The 18,695-nt window shown below is 62.5% G+C and carries 16 protein-coding genes; 8 read left to right on the top strand and 8 right to left on the bottom strand.

Annotated elements, in window-relative coordinates:
- Window positions 1–25: 25 nt before the first annotated feature.
- Complete coding sequence (locus ACWHXD_RS29375; RefSeq protein ID WP_138762068.1) at window positions 26–1,060, top strand: type IV pilus twitching motility protein PilT; 1,035 nt, start codon at window positions 26–28, stop codon at window positions 1,058–1,060.
- A gap of 140 nt (window positions 1,061–1,200) precedes the next feature.
- Here ACWHXD_RS29375 and ACWHXD_RS29370 read toward each other — a convergent pair whose 3' ends face one another.
- Window positions 1,201–1,839, bottom strand: coding sequence for a C40 family peptidase (locus ACWHXD_RS29370; RefSeq protein ID WP_138762069.1), 639 nt, complete (start codon window positions 1,837–1,839; stop codon window positions 1,201–1,203).
- Between the two features lie 249 nt (window positions 1,840–2,088).
- On the opposite strand from ACWHXD_RS29370, the gene ACWHXD_RS29365 reads away from it, so the two are divergent.
- The gene (locus tag ACWHXD_RS29365) at window positions 2,089–2,517 is read left to right on the top strand and encodes an NINE protein (RefSeq protein ID WP_032894720.1); all 429 of its coding nucleotides are present in this window, start codon (window positions 2,089–2,091) and stop codon (window positions 2,515–2,517) included.
- A 125-nt stretch (window positions 2,518–2,642) separates the two neighbouring features.
- Here the strand turns inward: ACWHXD_RS29365 and ACWHXD_RS29360 are convergent, their stop codons facing one another.
- The 7 genes from ACWHXD_RS29360 to gshB all read right to left on the bottom strand — a co-directional run bounded on the left by ACWHXD_RS29360 (window position 2,643) and on the right by gshB (window position 8,595).
- Window positions 2,643–3,914, bottom strand: coding sequence for a dihydroorotase (locus tag ACWHXD_RS29360; protein ID WP_078467479.1), 1,272 nt, complete (start codon window positions 3,912–3,914; stop codon window positions 2,643–2,645).
- On the bottom strand, window positions 3,911–4,915 hold the full coding sequence (locus ACWHXD_RS29355; RefSeq protein WP_014720325.1) for an aspartate carbamoyltransferase catalytic subunit: 1,005 nt from the start codon (window positions 4,913–4,915) through the stop codon (window positions 3,911–3,913). The genes ACWHXD_RS29360 and ACWHXD_RS29355 overlap by 4 nt, the downstream gene beginning before the upstream one ends.
- A gap of 24 nt (window positions 4,916–4,939) precedes the next feature.
- Window positions 4,940–5,446: a bifunctional pyr operon transcriptional regulator/uracil phosphoribosyltransferase PyrR gene (gene pyrR / locus ACWHXD_RS29350; protein ID WP_032894723.1), complete on the bottom strand. Its 507-nt coding sequence runs from the start codon at window positions 5,444–5,446 to the stop codon at window positions 4,940–4,942.
- Window positions 5,447–5,594: 148 nt separating this feature from the next.
- Window positions 5,595–6,032 (bottom strand): Holliday junction resolvase RuvX, encoded by a 438-nt coding sequence (ruvX, locus tag ACWHXD_RS29345; RefSeq protein WP_003195067.1) that lies wholly within the window; start codon window positions 6,030–6,032, stop codon window positions 5,595–5,597.
- A complete protein-coding gene (locus ACWHXD_RS29340) occupies window positions 6,032–6,601 on the bottom strand; it encodes a YqgE/AlgH family protein (RefSeq protein WP_032894725.1) in 570 nt (189 codons plus the stop codon). The genes ruvX and ACWHXD_RS29340 overlap by 1 nt, the downstream gene beginning before the upstream one ends.
- A gap of 57 nt (window positions 6,602–6,658) precedes the next feature.
- Window positions 6,659–7,564, bottom strand: coding sequence for an energy transducer TonB (locus ACWHXD_RS29335; RefSeq protein WP_032894731.1), 906 nt, complete (start codon window positions 7,562–7,564; stop codon window positions 6,659–6,661).
- 77 nt (window positions 7,565–7,641) lie between these two features.
- A complete protein-coding gene (gene gshB / locus ACWHXD_RS29330; RefSeq protein WP_003195061.1) occupies window positions 7,642–8,595 on the bottom strand; it encodes a glutathione synthase in 954 nt (317 codons plus the stop codon).
- Between the two features lie 238 nt (window positions 8,596–8,833).
- Here gshB and pilG point away from each other — a divergent pair, with 238 nt between their 5' ends.
- From pilG to ACWHXD_RS29300, 6 genes are all read left to right on the top strand, one after another.
- Window positions 8,834–9,241, top strand: a complete 408-nt coding sequence (pilG, locus tag ACWHXD_RS29325) for a twitching motility response regulator PilG (RefSeq protein WP_014720321.1) — start codon at window positions 8,834–8,836, stop codon at window positions 9,239–9,241.
- Between the two features lie 46 nt (window positions 9,242–9,287).
- Window positions 9,288–9,653 (top strand): twitching motility response regulator PilH, encoded by a 366-nt coding sequence (gene pilH / locus ACWHXD_RS29320; protein WP_014720320.1) that lies wholly within the window; start codon window positions 9,288–9,290, stop codon window positions 9,651–9,653.
- 11 nt (window positions 9,654–9,664) lie between these two features.
- Window positions 9,665–10,189 carry a chemotaxis protein CheW gene (locus tag ACWHXD_RS29315; protein WP_138762070.1) on the top strand — a complete coding sequence of 175 codons (525 nt, stop codon included), beginning with the start codon at window positions 9,665–9,667 and terminating at the stop codon, window positions 10,187–10,189.
- Window positions 10,186–12,237 (top strand): methyl-accepting chemotaxis protein, encoded by a 2,052-nt coding sequence (locus ACWHXD_RS29310; RefSeq protein WP_499084943.1) that lies wholly within the window; start codon window positions 10,186–10,188, stop codon window positions 12,235–12,237. The genes ACWHXD_RS29315 and ACWHXD_RS29310 overlap by 4 nt, the downstream gene beginning before the upstream one ends.
- Window positions 12,238–12,406: 169 nt before the next feature.
- The gene (locus ACWHXD_RS29305; protein WP_138762071.1) at window positions 12,407–18,223 is read left to right on the top strand and encodes an Hpt domain-containing protein; all 5,817 of its coding nucleotides are present in this window, start codon (window positions 12,407–12,409) and stop codon (window positions 18,221–18,223) included.
- The gene (locus tag ACWHXD_RS29300) at window positions 18,216–18,671 is read left to right on the top strand and encodes a chemotaxis protein CheW (RefSeq protein WP_003195048.1); all 456 of its coding nucleotides are present in this window, start codon (window positions 18,216–18,218) and stop codon (window positions 18,669–18,671) included. Before ACWHXD_RS29305 ends, ACWHXD_RS29300 begins: the two co-directional genes overlap by 8 nt.
- The last annotated feature ends 24 nt before the right edge of the window (window positions 18,672–18,695 follow it).

Raw genomic sequence — 18,695 nt, 5'->3', positions numbered from 1 at the left:
CATTCTACTGGAAATGGAAAGCCCTATGGATATCACGCAATTGCTGGCGGCCAGCGTAAGCCGAGGCGCCTCAGACCTGCATCTGTCAGCCGGCCTGGCACCGATGCTGCGCATTGATGGCGAGGTTTGGCCCCTGGATGGGCCGGCGCTGAACGCTACCCAGGTGGTCGACTTATTGAGCCCTTTGCTGAATAAACATCAACAAAAGGATTTCGAAACATCTCTTGAAACGGATTTTTCCTTCGAATTGCCAGGCGTCGCCCGGTTCCGGGCGAACGTGTTCCGCCAGGATCGCGGCGTGGGTGCGGTGTTTCGGGCTATCCCGGCTGAGGTACAGAGCCTGGAGGACCTGGGATTGAGCGAGGTGTTCCAGCGAATCGCCCGACTCCCGCGCGGCCTAGTGCTGGTGACCGGGCCTACCGGCTCCGGCAAATCCACGACCCTGGCGGCGATGATCGACGACCTCAACCGGCATCGACGCCAGCATATCCTCACGCTGGAAGACCCCATCGAGTTTATCCACAGGCCGAAAATGGCCTTGGTCAACCAGCGCCAGGTGCATCGCGACACCCACAGTTTCTCGGTGGCCCTGCGTTCAGCCCTGCGCGAAGACCCGGATGTGATCCTGGTGGGTGAACTGCGCGACCTGGAAACCATCCGCCTGGCGCTGACGGCGGCAGAGACCGGGCACCTGGTGTTTGGCACCTTGCACACCTCGTCGGCGGTAAAGACAGTAGACAGGCTGGTGGACGTCTTCCCGGCCGGGGAGAAGGCGATGGTCCGCTCGATGCTGTCGGAGTCGCTGCAGGCGGTGGTGTCTCAGGTGCTGGTGAAGAAGGTGGGCGGCGGGCGCGTGGCCGCCCATGAAATCATGCTGGGCACCCCGGCGATTCGTAACTTGATTCGCGAAGACAAGGTGGCGCAGATGGTTTCGGCTATTCAGACGGGTGGGGCGTTGGGGATGAAGACCCTGGATATGAGTTTGAAGGCGTTGGTCGGCGCGGGAGTGATTAGCCGGGAAGAGGCGCGGGAGAAGGCGAGGGTGCCTGGGGACATCTAGATCGGCAGGCAGGCCCGGAAACAAATGTGGGAGCGGGCTTGCTCGCGAATACGGTGTGTCAGGCAACGAATAGGCTGACTGATCTACCGCATTCGCGAGCAAGCCCGCTCCCACATTTTCTACTGCATTGCAGTGTTAACTCAGCGCTGCACGATCCGCAGGTTGCTGTTCTGCTCTTTAGGCAGTACCCGCTTGGCAATTACGTAGTTCTTGTTCCAGAACGGCTTTTTCAGCGTGTCGATGCTCACCGACTTGCCACGGCGCGGTGCGTGGATAAAGCGGTCGTTGCCCAGGTAGATGGCAACGTGGTTGACCTGGCGGCTCTTGAGCTTGAAGAACAACAGGTCGCCAGGTTTCAGGTCCTTGCGGTCGACCTTCAACCCATGGCCGGCCGCCATGGCGTTGGAGGTGCGGGGCAGGTCCACTGCTTTTACATCGTTAAATGCGTATTTCACCAGGCCGCTGCAGTCGAACCCTTTACTTGGGCTGCTGCCGCCCCAACGATAAGGTGTACCGAGCACGTTGACGGCACGGCTCAAGACGTTGCTGCTTTGCTTGGTGTTCACGGCCAGTTGGGTGGAAAGCGCTTTGCCGTTGGCCTTGCTCAGTTGAGTCGGGTGGCTGACGGTTGGCTTTGCCGATTTGGCAGTGCTGGGCGTGCTATGGACTTTAGGGGTGAAACCGTTAACGTTCGGAAGTCGTTGCTCACGATTGGTGGCGTGGGCGGCCAGTGGCATTAATAGGCAAATGGTTAGCCATGTCTTGAAAAATGGTCGCATTAGGCGTGGCTCTTATGGGTTTGCGCGCAACTTTATAACAGCTTTTTGTGCTGTTCTCAGGCCGTTTGTCGACTGAACCTTGGGGTCAAACTCAGGAAAAACGCGACGATTCGCCGCAATTGTCCTACACAAGGCAGGTGGCACAAGGCTTTGAGGGCAGGAAGATACCATTTGCCGTACGTCGGGCGCCCGTAAAAAAGTCACAAAGAAAATGAAAAAATTTATCTATCGACGCAAAAGAGGTCCTTCATGAACACCTATCAACAGGTTGGTCAGCAGCACGATACCCACAGTAAGGCGATTGGTTACCTGCTGTGGATTTTCGGTTTTACCGGGGCTCATCGCTTTTATTACGGCAAGCCCGTGACCGGTACGATCTGGTTTTTCACTTTCGGCTTGTTCGGCATTGGCTGGCTGATCGACTTGTTCCTGATCCCGGCCATGGACCGTGAAGCCGACCTGCGGTTTACCGCTGGGCCGATTGAATACAACGTGGCCTGGATTCTGTTGGCGTTCCTGGGGGTGTTTGGTGTGCACCGCATGTATCAGGGCAAATGGATCACCGGCCTGATCTACCTGCTGACCGGCGGTTTGTTCCTGGTCGGGGTGCTGTATGACTTCTGGACGTTGAACACGCAGATCTCGATCCGCAATGCCGAGCGCAACAGCGGCCGCTGAGCACTGATCGTTCCCACGCTCCGCGTGGGAATGCAGCCCAGGATGCTCCGCGTCCACCTTTGGAGTGCTGACGCAGAGCGTCACAGGATGCGTTCCCACGCAGAGCGTGGGAACGAGCTTGCGCGTCAAGCCTGGTAGCTGATCCGCCCATCCATCAAGGTATACCGCACCGTCGCCGGCAGGCTGTGGCCGATGAACGGGCAGTTTTCGCCCTTGGACAACCAGCGCTCACCAGCCACCGTCGAGCTTGCCAGGTCGAACAGCACCAGGTCCGCCGGTGAGCCCACCGCCAACTGACCCGCCGGCAAGCGCAGGGCCTCTGCCGGGCCAGCGCTCAGGCGTGCCAGCAGTGTCGGCAGGTCCAGCAAGCCGTCTTCCACCAGCGTCATCGCCAACGGCAGCAACAGCTCCACACTGCTGATGCCCGGCTCGGTCGCGCCAAACGGTGCCAGCTTGGCGTCTCGCTCGTGAGGTTGGTGATGGCTGGAAATCGCCGACACCACACCCGACTTCACCGCCGCACGCAAACCGTCACGGTCTGCCTTGGTGCGCAGCGGGGGCTGTACGTGGTACAGGCTAGAGAAGTCGATCAGCGCCTCATCCGTCAGGATCAGTTGGTACAGGGCGACATCGGCCGTTACCCGCAAGCCACGGGCCTGGGCCTGGGCGATCAGGGCCACGCCCCGGGCGCTGGTCAACTGGCTGAAATGCGCACGCACGCCGCTTTGTTCCACCAGCAACAGGTCGCGGGCGAGAGCCACGGTTTCTGCGGTTTCCGGAATGCCCGGCAGGCCGAGGAAGCTGGCCACTGCGCCTTCATGGGCCAGGCCACCTTCGGCCAGGTCGCGGTCCTGGGAATGGAAGATCACCGTCAAGTCGAAGGTGGCCGCGTATTCCAGGGCGCGGCACAAGGTGCGCGTGCTGCGAAAGCTTTCCAGGCCATTGCCGAAGGCCACGCAACCGGCGTCACGCAGGGCGATCAGTTCGGCAAGTTGTTCGCCGTCCAGGCCCTTGCTCAAGGCGCCAATGGGAAACACTTTGCAATTGCCGGCTTCGCGGGCGCGGTCGAGGATCAGCTCGGTCACAGCGGAAGTGTCCAGCACCGGCTTGGTGTTGGGCGGGCAACACAGGCTGGTCACGCCACCGGCGGCGGCGGCTTGGGTTTCGCTGGCGATGCTGCCTTTGCGGCTGTAGCCCGGCTCGCGCAGGGCGACGTTCAGGTCCACCAGCCCAGGCGCGGCCACCAGGCCCTTGGCATCGATGCTTTGGCCGGCGTTGAAGCCTGCGGGGGCGGCGCCGATGGCGACGATCTTGCCGGCGTCCAGGTGAAGATCGGTAACTTGGTCCAGGCCACTGGCCGGGTCGATGACTCGGGCGCCGAGAATGCTGAGCTTCACTGGGCCTGCTCCTGCTCGAATTGACGTTGCGCGGTTTGCCCGCTCATGGCCATGGACAGCACAGCCATGCGCACCGCGATGCCGTAGGTCACTTGGTTGAGAATCACCGATTGCGGGCCGTCGGCCACCGCCGACTCGATTTCCACGCCACGGTTGATCGGCCCCGGGTGCATCACGATGGCATCCGGCTTGGCCTTGGCCAGGCGTGCGGTGGTCAGGCCGAACAGTCGGTAGAACTCACCTTCGCTGGGCAACAAGCCCCCGGCCATACGCTCGCGTTGCAGGCGCAGCATGATCACCACGTCCACATCCTTGAGGCCCTCGGCCATGTCGGTGTAGACCTTCACGCCATACTGTTCGATACCGATGGGCAGCAAGGTTTTGGGCGCGATCACGCGAATATCCGGGCAACCCAGGGCCTTGAGGGCCAGCATGTTCGAACGTGCTACCCGCGAATGCAGGATGTCGCCGACGATGGCCACCGAGAGGTTTTCAAAGCTGCCTTTGTGCCGACGAATGGTGAGCATGTCGAGCATGCCCTGGGTCGGGTGCGCGTGACGGCCGTCGCCGCCATTGATGATCGCCACGTTCGGGCACACATGCTCAGCAATGAAGTGCGCAGCGCCGGAGTCGCCGTGGCGTACCACGAACATGTCGGCCGCCATGGCTTCCAAGTTGCGCAGGGTGTCGAGCAGGGTTTCGCCTTTGCTCGCCGACGAGGTGGACACGTTCAGCGTGATCACATCGGCCGACAGCCGCTGGGCCGCCAGTTCAAAGGTGGTGCGGGTGCGGGTGGAGTTCTCGAAGAACACGTTGCAGATGGTTTTACCGCGCAACAGCGGGACTTTCTTCACCGCCCGGCCACCGACTTCCAGGAACGAGTCGGCGGTGTCGAGGATTTCGGTGAGCAGTTCGCGGGGCAAACCGTCGAGGGACAAGAAGTGTTGCAACTGGCCCTGAGCATTGAGCTGCAGCGGGCGCTTGGCATCTAGAGGCGTCATCGCGGGGACTCTGTACAAGGCGGTTTAAAGGGCAAGGTCTTGCAGTTCGAGTTCGAGCGGCGTGGGACCGGACAATTTTACCCGCTGCTGGGGGGCAAGCGACAGGGTTGCGCCTACGACGTCCGGGCTGATCGGCAGCTCGCCGGCATCCAGGTCCAGCAGGCACACCAGGGTCACGCTGGCCGGGCGGCCATAGTCGAACAGCTCGTTCAGGGCGGCGCGGATGGTGCGGCCGCTCATCAGCACGTCGTCGATCAATACCAGGTGCTGGCCTTCGATCTCGAAGGGCAGGGCCGAAGGGCGCACCTGCGGATGCAGGCCGTTCTGGCTGAAGTCGTCGCGGTAGAAGGACACGTCCAGGGTGCCCAGGGGCGAATCACTGCCCAGTTCTTTGAGTAGCGCCTGGGCCACCCACACGCCACCGGTGCGTATGCCGATAAAACGCGGTTCGCTGATGGCACGGTGTTCCAGGTGCGCCTTGAGGCGTATCGCCATCTGGCTGATCAGTTCGGCAGGGTTCGGCAAGCTCATGGTGGCTCCTTGTTAAGTGTGTAGGAGCGAGCTTGCTCGCGAAAAACGTCAACGATAACGCGTGAAAACCTGGAAGTGCGCGGTGCCTGTGAGTTCTTCGCGAGCAAGCTCGCTCCTACAAAAACGGCATAGCAGCAAGCCGCGTCAGTCAGGATTCAAATAAAGCGGTGTTTTCATCCAGCCAGCCCTGCAACAGCAAGGCGGCGGCGATGGCGTCCACCGGGTTGTCGCGATAACTGCCCTTTTGCCCGCCACGGTCACGGCGCTCACCCTTGGCTTCAAAGGTGGTGAGGCGTTCGTCGTGGGTATAGAAGGGCAGGTTGTAGCGGCCATTGAGGCGGCGTGCGAACTTCTCGGCGCGCAGGCACATGTCACTGGGGGTGCCATCCATGTTCAGGGGCAGGCCGACCACCACCGCGTCAGGCTTCCACTCTTTGATGAGGGCTTCGACCTGGTTCCAGTCCGGCACGCCGTTCTGGGCCTTGAGGGTGCACAGCTCGCGGGCCTGGCCGGTGATGACCTGGCCAACCGCTACGCCGATCTGTTTGGTGCCGTAGTCAAAACCGAGGATCAGACGCAAAGCCATCAGGCGTGCCCCGCCTGGCTGGTCAACAGGCTGAGGTTGACCCGCAGCTTGGCCGCGGCCGCTTCCAGGCGCAGTTCGCTGGCGGTGTTGAACAGGATGTCAGCGTCGAACGGGCAGGTCAGCCAGGCATTGCTGGCCAGTTCGGCCTCCAATTGCCCGGCTTCCCAACCGGCGTAGCCCAGGGTGATCACACTTTGCTCGGGGCCCACGCCGTCGGCGATGGCGAACAGCACGTCCTGGGACGTGGACAGTGACACGCCTTCAAGGTCTACCGTGGCCTGATACTTCGGCCCGGTGGGGTGCAAGACAAAACCGCGATCGGTCTGCACCGGCCCGCCGATGTAGATCGGCACATGCTGGCAGCTTGCCGGCGGGTCGATTTCCGGGCGCAGTTGCTCAAGGATATCGGCCAGGTTCAGCTCCTGCGGGCGGTTGACCACCAACCCCATGGCACCATTGGCCGTGTGCTCGACGATGTAGGTCAAGGTCTGCGCAAAGTTCGGGTCGGCCATATGGGGCATGGCGATCAGGAATTGGTGCTTGAGGTAAGTCGGGCTGACGTTTTTCATGTCCGCTAGTGTGGCGTTGGAGGGGCGAACTGACAAGTGCGGGCGCGACCTGTGCGATCAGTTACTGGACAACCGATCGCCCTTGGCGAACCGCCAGGTGCGGATGATTTCCAGGCGGTCCACGTCGTTCAAGTCGCCGCTGAACGGCGCAAAGGGCGCGGCCAGCCGTACGATGCGTTGCGCGGCCTGGTCCAGCAGCGGTTGGCCGGAGGACTCCAGCACCTGCACTTCATATAGCGAGCCGTCACGGTTGATCGACACCAGTAAGCGCAAATTGCCATAAATCTGCTGGCGCCGCGCCTCGTCCGGGTAGTTGAGGTTGCCAATGCGTTCGACCTTCTTGCGCCACTCGTCTTTATACCAGGCGCCTTTGTCGCGCATGGTTGAGGCGGCGTTCAGGCGGTAGATGCGCGGGCGCTTGGCATACAGCTGTTGCTCGTGGGCCAGTTCGGCTTCCAGGCTGGAAATTTCGTCGGACAACGTCGAGCTGTCGAACGTCGGCGCAGGTTTCACCGGTTCGGGCTTGGGCTCGGTCTTGGCCTTTTCGCGCTGGGTCGGGGCTTTTTGCGGCTTGGGCGCGACGGTGGTTACCGCAGCCTTGGGCGCGGCCTGCCTGACCTCGGGCTTGGGCGCCGGCGGCGGGGTGACCTTCTTGACCTGGTTGTCGTGAAAGGGCGCCACTTCGGTGGTCTTGGGCACGGCTTTCTTGTCGAGGGTGCCGCTGCCCTGCTGGTTGTCCTGGGCGAGAAAATCAGCCTTTTCGGGCTTCTTTTCGCTCTTGAACGTGGCGAGGGTGATTTCCAGGGTCTTGGTAATCTGCTTGGGTTCGACCAGGGTGAACCCCACCCCCAGGAGCAGGGCGAGGTGAATCAGCGCAGCGAGAAACAGGGTAAATCCGAGACGATCAGCCGGGCGCACGCCGCTATGGGTGAATTCGGGGGGCAGATCGGACGGGAGTGTCATGACAAGAAAACCAACATCGCGCGTTTCACAGGTGGCGCATGATAACGCAATGTTGGTGTGTGTCCGGCTGTTCTATGTCACTTGGCTTTTAGCTTGCGCTCAATGGCGGCCATCAGCATTTCGCCGATGTTCGTGCCAAATGCATTGTCGATCTCGCGAATACAGGTCGGGCTGGTGACGTTGATTTCAGTGAGGTTCTCACCAATTACGTCGAGTCCGACAAACAGCAGGCCTTTTTCCCGCAGCGTCGGGCCGACTTGAGCGGCGATCCAGCGGTCCTTGTCCGACAACGGCCGCGCTTCACCGCGACCACCGGCCGCCAGGTTGCCACGGGTCTCGCCGGCTGCCGGGATACGCGCCAGGCAATAGTCCACCGGCTCGCCGTCGATCATCAGGATGCGCTTGTCACCGTCCTTGATCGCCGGCAGGTAGGCCTGCCCCATGATCTGCTGGGTGCCCAGGGCGGTCAGGGTTTCGAGGATCACCGACAGGTTCGGGTCGCCTGCGCGGTGACGGAAGATCGAGGTGCCGCCCATGCCGTCCAGCGGCTTGAGGATCACATCGCCATGCTTGGCGGCGAATTCACGCAGTACATCGGCGCGGCGGCTGACCACGGTCGGTGGCGTGCACTGCGGGAACAGGGTGGCGAACAGCTTTTCATTGCAGTCGCGCAGGCTTTGCGGCTTGTTGACGATCAACACGCCAGCCCGTTCGGCCTGCTCCAGCAGGTAGGTGGAGTACACAAACTCCATGTCGAACGGCGGGTCCTTGCGCATCAGGATCACGTCGAGGTCGCTCAGGGGGCTGTCGATTTCGTCCGAAAGCTCGAACCACTTCTCAGGGTTGGCGAACACCTGCAGCGGGCGCATGCGTGCGCGGGCCTCGCCGTCACCCTGGTAAAGGTCGCGCTGCTCCATATAGAACAAGGTCCAGCCGCGGGCCTGGGCGGCCAGGAGCATGGCCAGCGAACTGTCCTTTTTATAGGAAATGCTGGCGATAGGGTCCATGACAATGCCGACGCGAACGCTCATGGGGATTTCCTCTAGCAAATTGGGGCGCATAAAAGTGGCGTCAGAGTGGCGCTGCGGCTGTTGTGGGTCAAGGAAAAACCACTGGGCGGGTGCCTCGATAGATTGCGCCAGGAGACTGTGCTAAAAAGGCTGGCACGGCGCACCAGCCCTTGTATTCCAAGGCTTGCGGCGTTCATCCTGTGCAACATCAGGCAGTACACACCGAAAACCGATTCGCTGTGGCGATGGTAGAGCAGATATGGAACAGCATTCCAACGCCTTGAAGGTGATGGTGATCGACGATTCGAAAACGATCCGCCGCACCGCCGAGACGCTGTTGAAGAACATGGGGTGCGAGGTCATCACGGCGATCGACGGTTTCGACGCCCTGGCCCGTATTGTCGATCATCACCCGCACATTATCTTTGTCGACATCATGATGCCGCGCCTGGATGGCTACCAGACCTGCGCCCTGGTGAAGAACAACCCGGCGTTCAAATCGATCCCGGTGATCATGCTGTCCTCCAAGGACGGCCTGTTCGACAAGGCCAAGGGGCGCATCGTGGGTGTCGATCAGTTTTTGACCAAGCCTTTCAGCAAGGAAGAACTGCTGGGGGCGATCAAGGCCTATGTGCCTGGGTTCGCCGCAGTAGAACAAGCACACTGACGCCGCCTCACGAGGGCCGGCGCCGACCAATGTAGCGGGGAAAACCATGGCACGTGTTCTGATCGTCGACGATTCGCCGACCGAAATGTACAAACTCACCGGCATGCTGGAAAAGCATGGCCACCAGGTGCTCAAAGCCGAAAACGGCGCGGACGGCGTGGCCCTGGCCCGCCAGGAAAAACCCGACGCCGTGCTGATGGATATCGTGATGCCAGGCCTCAATGGCTTCCAGGCCACGCGCCAGTTGTCCAAGGAGCCGGAAACCAACGGTATCCCGATCATCATCATCACCACCAAAGACCAGGAAACCGACAAGATCTGGGGCGCACGCCAGGGCGCCAAAGACTACCTGACCAAGCCGGTGGATGAAGAAACCCTGATTGCCACCCTGAACAAGGTGCTGGCCGGCTAAGGCTTGCGATCATGACCGAGTCGCAAACCGCCTTCGAGCTGCTGCTGGACATCGACCGCCGCTGCCGCTTGCTGGCCGCGGACCTGCCGTCCCAGGAAACGCGCCTGCAACGCTGGAGCGGCATCGCTTTTCGCGTAGGGCCAAACGCCTACGTGGCGCCCATGGGCGAAGTCGCCGAGGTATTGCATGAGCCACGTTGCACCTTGATGCCGGGGGTCAAGCCCTGGGTCAAAGGCGTGGCCAACCTGCGCGGGCGCTTGCTGCCGGTGATGGACCTGGGTGGTTTCCTGGGCCTTGAGTTGTCCAAGGCGCGCAAGCAACGGCGGGTGCTGGTGGTGGAGTTCAACGACCTGTTTGTCGGGCTGCTGGTAGACGAGGTGGTAGGCATGCAGCATTTCCCATTGGACGCCTGGGTGGCCAGCACCGCCTCGGGCGCGCCGTTTATTCAGGGCCAGTTCGACGGCGACCCGCAATGGCAGGTCTTCAGCCCCTTCGCCCTGGCCCAGGCCCCTGGCTTCATGGATGTTGCCGCATGAGCACCGCTACCACGCCCAAACCCCAGGCCGCTTCGCGCAGCCGTTCGCAGATCATCGTGCTGTTTATCGCCTTGATCGTGTTCATCATGTTGCTGTTCGCCAACTTCGCGTACCTCAACACCCAGTCCACCTACGACAAACAGTACATCGGCCACTCCGGTGAGCTGCGCGTGCTGTCCCAGCGCATTGCCAAGAACGCCACCGAAGCTGCCGCCGGGAAAGCGGCGGCGTTCAAGCTGCTGGGCGATGCGCGCAACGATTTTGCCCAGCGCTGGGGCTACCTGAAAAAAGGTGACCCGCAAACCGGCTTGCCGGCGGCGCCAAGTGCGGTGCGCGCTGAAATGCGGGCGGTACAGACCGACTGGGAGGCGCTGCTGAAAAACACCGACGCCATCCTGGCCAGCGAGCAGACCGTGTTGTCGTTGCACCAAGTGGCGGCGACCCTGGCCGAAACCGTGCCGCAACTGCAGATCGAGTCGGAAAAGGTCGTGGATAGCCTGCTGCAACGCGGCGCCCCGGCCAGCCAGGTGGCCTTGGCCCAACGCCAATCGCTGCTCGCCGAACGTATCCTGGGGGCGGTCAACACGGTGCTGGCGGGGGATGAAACCGCCGTGCAGGCTGCCGATGCCTTCGGTCGCGATGCCAACCGTTTTGGCGTGGTGCTCAATGGCATGCTCAACGGCAACCCGGGGCTGCGTATCACCCAGGTCGAAGACCCGGACGCCCGGGCGCGGCTGGCGGACATTGCCGAGCTGTTCGAATTTGTCTCCGGCTCCGTGGATGAAATTCTCGAGACCTCGCCGCAGTTGTTCCAGGTGCGCGCTTCGGCGAGCAATATTTTCAACCTGTCGCAAACCCTGCTCGATGAAGCCTCGCACCTGGCCACCGGTTTTGAAAACCTCGCCAGCGGGCGCAGTTTAGACACCATCGGCGGTTACGTGCTGGGCTTGCTGGCGCTGGCCTCGATCATCCTGATCGGCCTGGTCATGGTGCGCGAGACCAACCGCCAACTGCATGAAACCGCGCAGAAGAACGAGCGCAACCAGAACGCGATCATGCGCCTGCTGGATGAAATCGAAGACCTGGCCGACGGCGACCTTACCGTCACAGCCTCAGTCACCGAAGACTTTACCGGCACCATCGCAGACTCCATCAACTATTCGGTGGACCAACTGCGTGACCTGGTCGCCACCATCAACCTCACCGCCGGGCAGGTCGCGGGCGCGGTGCAGGACACCCAGGCTACCGCGATGCACCTGGCCCAGGCGTCGGAGCATCAGGCCCAGCAGATTGCCGAAGCGTCTACCGCCATCAACCAGATGGCGCAGTCCATCGACCAGGTATCGGCCAACGCGGCCGAATCCTCGGCGGTGGCTGAGCGTTCGGTGGAGATCGCCAACAAAGGCAACGAAGTGGTGCACAACACCATCCACGGCATGGACAACATTCGCGAACAGATCCAGGACACCGCCAAGCGCATCAAGCGCCTGGGCGAGTCGTCCCAGGAAATTGGCGACATCATCAGCCTGATCGACGACATCGCCGACCAGACCAACATCCTCGCCCTCAACGCCGCGATCCAGGCCAGCATGGCCGGTGACGCCGGGCGCGGCTTTGCGGTGGTGGCCGATGAAGTGCAACGGCTGGCCGAACGCTCCTCGGCGGCCACCCGGCAGATCGAAACCCTGGTACGCACCATCCAGGCCGACACCAACGAAGCGGTGATCTCCATGGAGCAGACCACCACCGAAGTGGTGCGCGGCGCGCGCCTAGCCCAGGACGCCGGGGTGGCACTGGAAGAGATCGAAGGTGTGTCCAAAACCCTGGCGGCGCTGATCCAGAGTATTTACAACGCGGCGCAGCAACAGACCTCATCGGCGGGGCAGATTTCCCTGACCATGAACGTGATCCAGCAGATCACCACGCAGACTTCGTCGGGTTCCACCGCCACCGCCGAAAGCATTGGTAACCTGGCGAAGATGGCCAGCCAGTTGCGCAGGTCGGTGTCGGGTTTCACCTTGCCGCCGCCCAAGCAGGTGGACGATTGAAATGCAATCAAAATGTGGGAGCGGGCTTGCTCGCGAATGCGGTATATCAGTCACCTGATCTATAAACTGACCCACCGCTTTCGCGAGCAAGCCCGCTCCCACATTGGATCTCCTCTTGATTTGAGATCTGAGTAACACACGCAACTCATGAATTCTAAGCGGAGCAGTTATGGTTGATCGGCACGACTACGTGGCCCTCGAATGGGTCAAGGGCGATATTGCCGAAACCCTGAAGCAGGCCCGGTCGGCCCTGGACGCGTACGTTGAAACCCATGACGACGACGCCCTCAACGAATGCCTGGCCGGTATCCACCAGGTGCATGGCGCGCTGCAAATGGTCGAGTTCTACGGCGCGGCGCTGCTGGCCGAAGAGATCGAAGAACTGGCCCTTGCGCTCCAGGCCGGGCACGTCGGCCAGCGCGATGAAAGTATCCGCCTGCTGCAACAAGCCCTCGGCCAACTGCCGCTGTACCTCGACCGCGTGCACAGTGCCCGCCGCGACTTGCCGCTGGTGGTGCTGCCGCTGCTCAACGACCTGCGCAGCGCCCGTGGTGAAAGCCTGCTATCGGAAACCAGCCTGTTCAGCCCGCAACTGCTATCGATCGAGCCGTTGCCAGAGCAAGCCCTGGCCCAACGGGCAACGCCGGATCTGCATGAACAGTTGCGCCAATGGCGCCACCTGCTGCAACAAGCCCTTGCCGGGTTGCTGCGTGAAGACCACGGCCCCAGCAACCTGGAAGACATGGCGCGGGTGTTCGCACGCCTTGAAGCGCTGTGCCAGGGCGCGCCGCTATTGCCGTTGTGGCAGGTCACCTCGGCGCTGGTCGAAGGCATGCTCACCGGCGTGGTCGCCAACAGCCCAGCGCTGCGCAGCCTGCTCAAGGCCAGCGATAAACAACTCAAGCGCTTGCTGGTTCAAGGCATCAACGGCATCAACCAGCCGGCGCCGGATGAGTTGCTCAAGAGCCTGTTGTTCTACGTCGCCAAAGTGACCCGGCCGACGCCGCGCATGCAAAGCCTGAAGGAACGCTACGGCTTGGACGAAGCCTTGCCCGACAGCGCCGTGGTCGATGCTGAACGTGCGCGGCTGGCTGGGCCGGATCGCAATGCCATGGGCTCGGTGCTCGGGGCGTTGTGTGAGGAACTGGTGCGGGTCAAGGAACGCCTGGATCTGTTCGTGCGCAGTGATCGCCAGCACACCCAGGACCTCGACCCGTTGCTGGCGCCATTGCGCCAGATCGCCGATACCCTCGCGGTGCTGGGTTTCGGCCAGCCGCGCAAAGTGATCATCGACCAACTCGCGGTGGTGTTGAGCCTGGTCCAGGGGCAGCGTGAACCCAATGACGCGGTGTTGATGGATGTGGCCGGCGCGTTGCTGTATGTCGAAGCGACGCTGGCCGGGATGATCGGCACCGTCGAACCGCAAAGCCGTGAAGACAGCCGCTTGCCCACCACCGACCTGACCCAGATTCACCAGCTAGTGATTCGTGAGTCGTGCCAGTGCCTGCGCCAAGCCAAGGAGCTGGTGATCGACTGCATCGAGGCCGACTGGGACCGTCAGCGCCTGGAATCCTTGCCCGAGCTGTTGAGCCAGGTACGCGGTGCCCTGGCGATGATTCCTTTGCCACGCGCCGCAAGTTTGATGCGCGGTTGCACCGACTACGTCGATGAGCAGTTGATGGTCAATGACGCCGCGCCTTCGGCGACGCAACTGGGGCATTTCGCCGAGGTGGTCAGCAGCCTGGAGTACTACCTCGAACGCATGCTTCAAGACCCCGACGCGGCGGGCGAAAAAGTGCTGGAACTGGCCACCCAGGGCTTGAATGCACTGGGCTACCTGCCGGCGGAAAAACCCTGGCGCCAGGCCCTGGCCGCGCCCGAGGGGGCACTGTCCGAGGCCGTACCCAGCCAGTCCCAATTCGATGCGCTGGCGAGCCCAACCTCACGTCTCAACCCTCCGGCCTTGCAGCGTCCCGGCAGCCTGTTGCCGCCGCCGGCCGATGAAGAACCGATTGACGATGAGCTGCGCGAAGTCTTCCTTGAAGAAACCGATGAAGTCCTCGACGTGCTGCATCGCTACCTGCCCGACAGCGCGGACAAAACCGCCCAGGGCGAAATGCGCCGCGCCTTCCATACGCTCAAGGGCAGCGGCCGCATGGTGCGCGCCCTGGTGCTGGCCGAGCTGGCCTGGGCCGTGGAGAACCTGCTTAATCGCGTGCTGGAACGCAGCGTAGTCCTCGGCCCTGAGGTGCAGCAGGTATTGGATGAGGCCGTGGCCCTGCTGCCGGAGCTGATCGCCGATTTTGCCAGCGACGATCAACGCCAGCGCGATGAGGTCGATGCCTTGGCCGCCCGAGCCCATGCCCTGGCCAGTGGCGCCGTCACGTCCGCCACCGAGCCTCATGACCCGATGCTGCTGGAGATCTTCCGCAACGAAGCCCAAGGCCATCTGGACAGCCTCGAGCACTTCCTGCAACAGGCCGCCGAGCAGGTGCCGCTGCAGGTCAGCGATGAACTGCAACGCGCCTTGCACACCCTCAAGGGCAGCGCCTACATGGCCGGCGTATTGCCCATCGCCGAACTGGCGCGCCCGCTGGATCACCTCACCCGTGAATACAAGGCCCACCGCTTGCCACTGGACACGGACGAAGTGGCGTTGCTGCTTGAAGCACAACAGCTGTTCCAGCGCGGGCTGGGTGGCCTGGACCACAATCCCCTGGCGCCGATCAACGGCGCGGCTGACCTGATCAGCCGCACCCAGCGCCTGCTGGAGCATCAACTCGCCGCCTTGCTCGACGCGCCCACGGCCGGCCTGCGCGTCAAGCGTGACCCGCATTTGATCACCAACTTCCTGGCCCAGGGCATGGACATCCTGCTCGACGCCGAAAGCCTGCTGCGTCGCTGGCAGCAACACCCCGGCGACCGTCAGGAACTCACGGCGTTGCTGGACGAGCTGACCACCCTGGGCGAGGGCGCGCACCTTGCCGACCTGCATCCTATCGACGCGTTGTGCGAAGCCTTGCTCGACCTGTATGGCGCGGTAGAGGAAAGCAGCCTGGCGGTCAGCGCCCGCTTTTTCCAGGAGGCCGAACAGGCCCACGACGCGCTGATCAACATGCTCGACCAGTTGGCCGCCGGCCAGGAAATCAGCCCCGCGCCCGCACGGCTGCAGGCGTTGCGCGAGTTGCTTGACGAAGCCCTGGACCCGTCCGCTACAGGCCTGATCAAAAGCGACGGCAGCCGCACCCTGAGTATCTCCGAATTGGGCGCGGCCACTGCGCAGCTGGATCACGCAACGGCGATGGACGACGAAATTGTCGAGATCTTCCTTGAAGAGGCCGTAGACATCCTCGACAGCGCCGGCCAGTCGCTCAAGCGCTGGCTGCTGGAACCCGAAAACGCCGCGCCCTTGTCCTCGTTGCAGCGGGACCTGCACACCCTCAAGGGCGGTGCGCGCATGGCCGAAATCGACCCGGTGGGCGACTTGGCCCATGAGCTCGAATGCGTTTATGAGGGGCTGGTGGACCGCCGCTACAGCTATTCGGTCGAGCTGTCCCAGGCACTGATGGCCAGTCACGAACGCCTGGCCCAACAGTTGGACGAACTGCAACGGCAGCAACCCTTGAGTGACGGCGCCGAACTGGTCCAGCGGCTGCGGCAATTGCGCCAGGCCAGCAGCCCGGCAGCGCCGGCTGCGGTGGCGCCCGCCTCAGGTGCCGACCCGGAATTGCTGGATATCTTCCTCGAAGAAGCTGCCGATATCCTCGACAGCTCAGGCAGCGCGTTAGTGCGCTGGCAGGCCGAACCGGGCAATCGCCAGGAAGTGGAAACCCTGCTGCGGGACCTGCACACCCTCAAGGGTGGCGCACGTATGGTCGAGATCGGGCCCATTGGCGATCTGGCCCATGAGCTGGAATTTCTTTACGAAGGGCTGTCCGCCGGTTTGCTCGCGCCGAACCCTGAATTGTTCGCTCTGCTGCAAGGCTGCCATGACCGCCTCGCGCAGATGATCGACGCCGTGGCCGAGGGCTTGCCGGTGGGCTCGGTGGATAAACTCATCGAGCGCATCAAGAGCCTGGTGCACCCCAGTGATGAGCCGGTGACACCCGTGGCGCTGCCGGCTGGCAAGGCCGAAGCGGTCGCCGATCCGGCTGCCGACATGGTGAAAATCTCTGCTGACTTGCTCGATGACCTGGTCAACCTGGCCGGCGAAACCTCGATCTTCCGTGGCCGTATCGAGCAGCAAGTCAAGGATGCGCGCATTGCCTTGAGTGAGATGGAAACCACCATCGAGCGCATGCGCGACCAACTGCGCCGGCTCGACAGCGAAACCCAGGGCCGCCTCTTGAGCCGCCAGCAGGCCGAGGCCGAACGCCTGGGCTACGAAGAGTTCGACCCGCTGGAAATGGACCGCCATTCGCAGCTGCAACAGCTGGCCCGTGCGCTGTCCGAATCTGCCTCCGACCTGCTCGACCTCAAGGACACCCTGGAGCGCCGCAACCAAGATGCCCACAACCTGCTGCAGCAACAGGCACGCATCAACACCGAATTGCAGGAAGGCCTGATGCGCACGCGCATGGTGCCTTTCGAGCGCATGTTGCCACGCCTCAAGCGCATCGTGCGGCAAGTGGCGGGCGAATTAGGCAAAGACGTGGAGTTCATCGTCGGCAATGCCGAAGGCGAGATGGACCGCAATGTGCTGGAGCGCATGGCGGCACCCTTGGAGCATATGCTGCGCAACGCCGTCGACCACGGCCTGGAGTCCCGCGAAGTGCGGCTGGCGGCGGGTAAGCCGGAGAAGGGCCGCATCACCCTGGACCTGACCCACGAGGGCGGCGACATCGTCTTCGACATGCGCGACGACGGCGCGGGTGTGCCCCTCGAAGCGGTGCGGCGCAAGGCGATCAAGCGCGGCTTGCTCGCGCCCCATCAAGAGATGAGCGACCGTGACGTGTTGCAGTTCATCCTGCAGCCGGGCTTTTCCACCGCCGAAAAAATCACCCAGATTTCCGGACGCGGCGTGGGCATGGACGTGGTGCATGAAGAAGTGCGCCAGCTCGGCGGCTCCATGGTGATCGACTCGACGCCGGGCATGGGCGTGCATTTTCGCATTCGCCTGCCGTTTACCGTGTCGGTCAATCGTGCGCTGATGGTGCACTGCGCGGACGACCAATACGCGATCCCCCTCAACACCATCGAAGGCCTGGTGCGCGTGCTGCCCCACGAATTGGCGGGGCATTACCAGCAAGACCCGCCGCACTATGAGTACGCCGGCCAGCGCTACGAGTTGTTCTACTTGGGCGACCTGCTGCACACCGCCAGCCGCCCGAAACTGCTGGGCCAGTACCAGCCGCTGCCGGTGCTGCTGGTGCACTGCAATGAACGCCGCGTGGCGGTGCATGTGGATGCCATGGCCGGTACCCGCGAGATTGTGGTCAAAGGCTTGGGGCCGCAGTTCTCCGGGGTGCAGGGCGTGACCGGCGCGACCATCCTGGGCGACGGCCATGTGGTGCTGATCATCGACCTGCTGGCGCACATCCGCGCCCGGCAACCGGCCTTGCCGGCCCAGGCGGTGGATGCGCCGCTGATCCTCAACGACCCGCTGAAAAAACGCCCGCTGCTGGTACTGGTGGTGGACGACTCGGTCACCGTACGCAAAGTCACCAGCCGCCTGCTGGAGCGCAACGGCATGAACGTGCTCACCGCCAAGGACGGTATCGACGCCCTCGCCATCCTGGAAGAACACACCCCGGACCTGATGCTGCTCGACATCGAAATGCCGCGTATGGACGGCTTCGAAGTAGCCATTCAGATACGCAACGACCCACGCCTGATGCGCTTGCCGATCATCATGATCACCTCACGCACCGGCCAGAAACACCGCGACCGCGCCATGGCCATTGGCGTCAACGACTACCTCGGCAAGCCATACCAAGAGTCGGTACTGCTGGAAAGCATCGCCTACTGGAGCAAGTCCCATGCTTGAGCACCGCACCAGCCAACTCACCGGACTGCTGCTGCCCCTGGCCGACCGCCACCTGGTGCTGCCCAACGTTGCCGTGGCCGAGCTGATCGACTTCCAGCGCGGCGAACCGGCCAGCGATGCACCGCCGTGGTACCTGCGGCAGGTTACGTGGCGCGATCGGCAGATTCCACTGATCAGCTTTGAAGCGGCCTGCGGCGAAGCCAGCATGACGGGCGAACGCTCACGCATCGTGGTGTTGAATGCACTGGGCGGGCGACCGACATTGAAGTTCATTGCGCTGGTGATCCAGGGCATTCCGCGCTCGTACAAGCTCGATAGCGAATTGAGCTACGTGGACGTGCCCCTGTGCCCGCTGGAACTGGCGGCGGTGCAAGTGGGCGAGCAGGTGGCGAAGGTGCCGGATTTGATGGGGCTTGAAGCGCTGCTGGTAGAGTCCGGCCTGGCCTGATCCTGAGCCCTATGAAGATCTACT

The sequence above is a fragment of the Pseudomonas fjordensis genome (assembly GCF_976987115.1).
This window is presented reverse-complemented; position numbering and strand designations above follow the sequence as displayed.

Coding starts and splice junctions, on each gene's coding strand:
- ACWHXD_RS29375 (WP_138762068.1), top strand. CDS start 26: ATGGATATCACGCAATTGCTGGCGGCCAGCGTAAGCCGAGGCGCCTCA.
- ACWHXD_RS29370 (WP_138762069.1), bottom strand. CDS start 1,839: ATGCGACCATTTTTCAAGACATGGCTAACCATTTGCCTATTAATGCCA.
- ACWHXD_RS29365 (WP_032894720.1), top strand. CDS start 2,089: ATGAACACCTATCAACAGGTTGGTCAGCAGCACGATACCCACAGTAAG.
- ACWHXD_RS29355 (WP_014720325.1), bottom strand. CDS start 4,915: ATGACGCCTCTAGATGCCAAGCGCCCGCTGCAGCTCAATGCTCAGGGC.
- pyrR (WP_032894723.1), bottom strand. CDS start 5,446: ATGAGCTTGCCGAACCCTGCCGAACTGATCAGCCAGATGGCGATACGC.
- ruvX (WP_003195067.1), bottom strand. CDS start 6,032: ATGGCTTTGCGTCTGATCCTCGGTTTTGACTACGGCACCAAACAGATC.
- ACWHXD_RS29340 (WP_032894725.1), bottom strand. CDS start 6,601: ATGAAAAACGTCAGCCCGACTTACCTCAAGCACCAATTCCTGATCGCC.
- ACWHXD_RS29335 (WP_032894731.1), bottom strand. CDS start 7,564: ATGACACTCCCGTCCGATCTGCCCCCCGAATTCACCCATAGCGGCGTG.
- gshB (WP_003195061.1), bottom strand. CDS start 8,595: ATGAGCGTTCGCGTCGGCATTGTCATGGACCCTATCGCCAGCATTTCC.
- pilG (WP_014720321.1), top strand. CDS start 8,834: ATGGAACAGCATTCCAACGCCTTGAAGGTGATGGTGATCGACGATTCG.
- pilH (WP_014720320.1), top strand. CDS start 9,288: ATGGCACGTGTTCTGATCGTCGACGATTCGCCGACCGAAATGTACAAA.
- ACWHXD_RS29315 (WP_138762070.1), top strand. CDS start 9,665: ATGACCGAGTCGCAAACCGCCTTCGAGCTGCTGCTGGACATCGACCGC.
- ACWHXD_RS29310 (WP_499084943.1), top strand. CDS start 10,186: ATGAGCACCGCTACCACGCCCAAACCCCAGGCCGCTTCGCGCAGCCGT.
- ACWHXD_RS29305 (WP_138762071.1), top strand. CDS start 12,407: ATGGTTGATCGGCACGACTACGTGGCCCTCGAATGGGTCAAGGGCGAT.
- ACWHXD_RS29300 (WP_003195048.1), top strand. CDS start 18,216: ATGCTTGAGCACCGCACCAGCCAACTCACCGGACTGCTGCTGCCCCTG.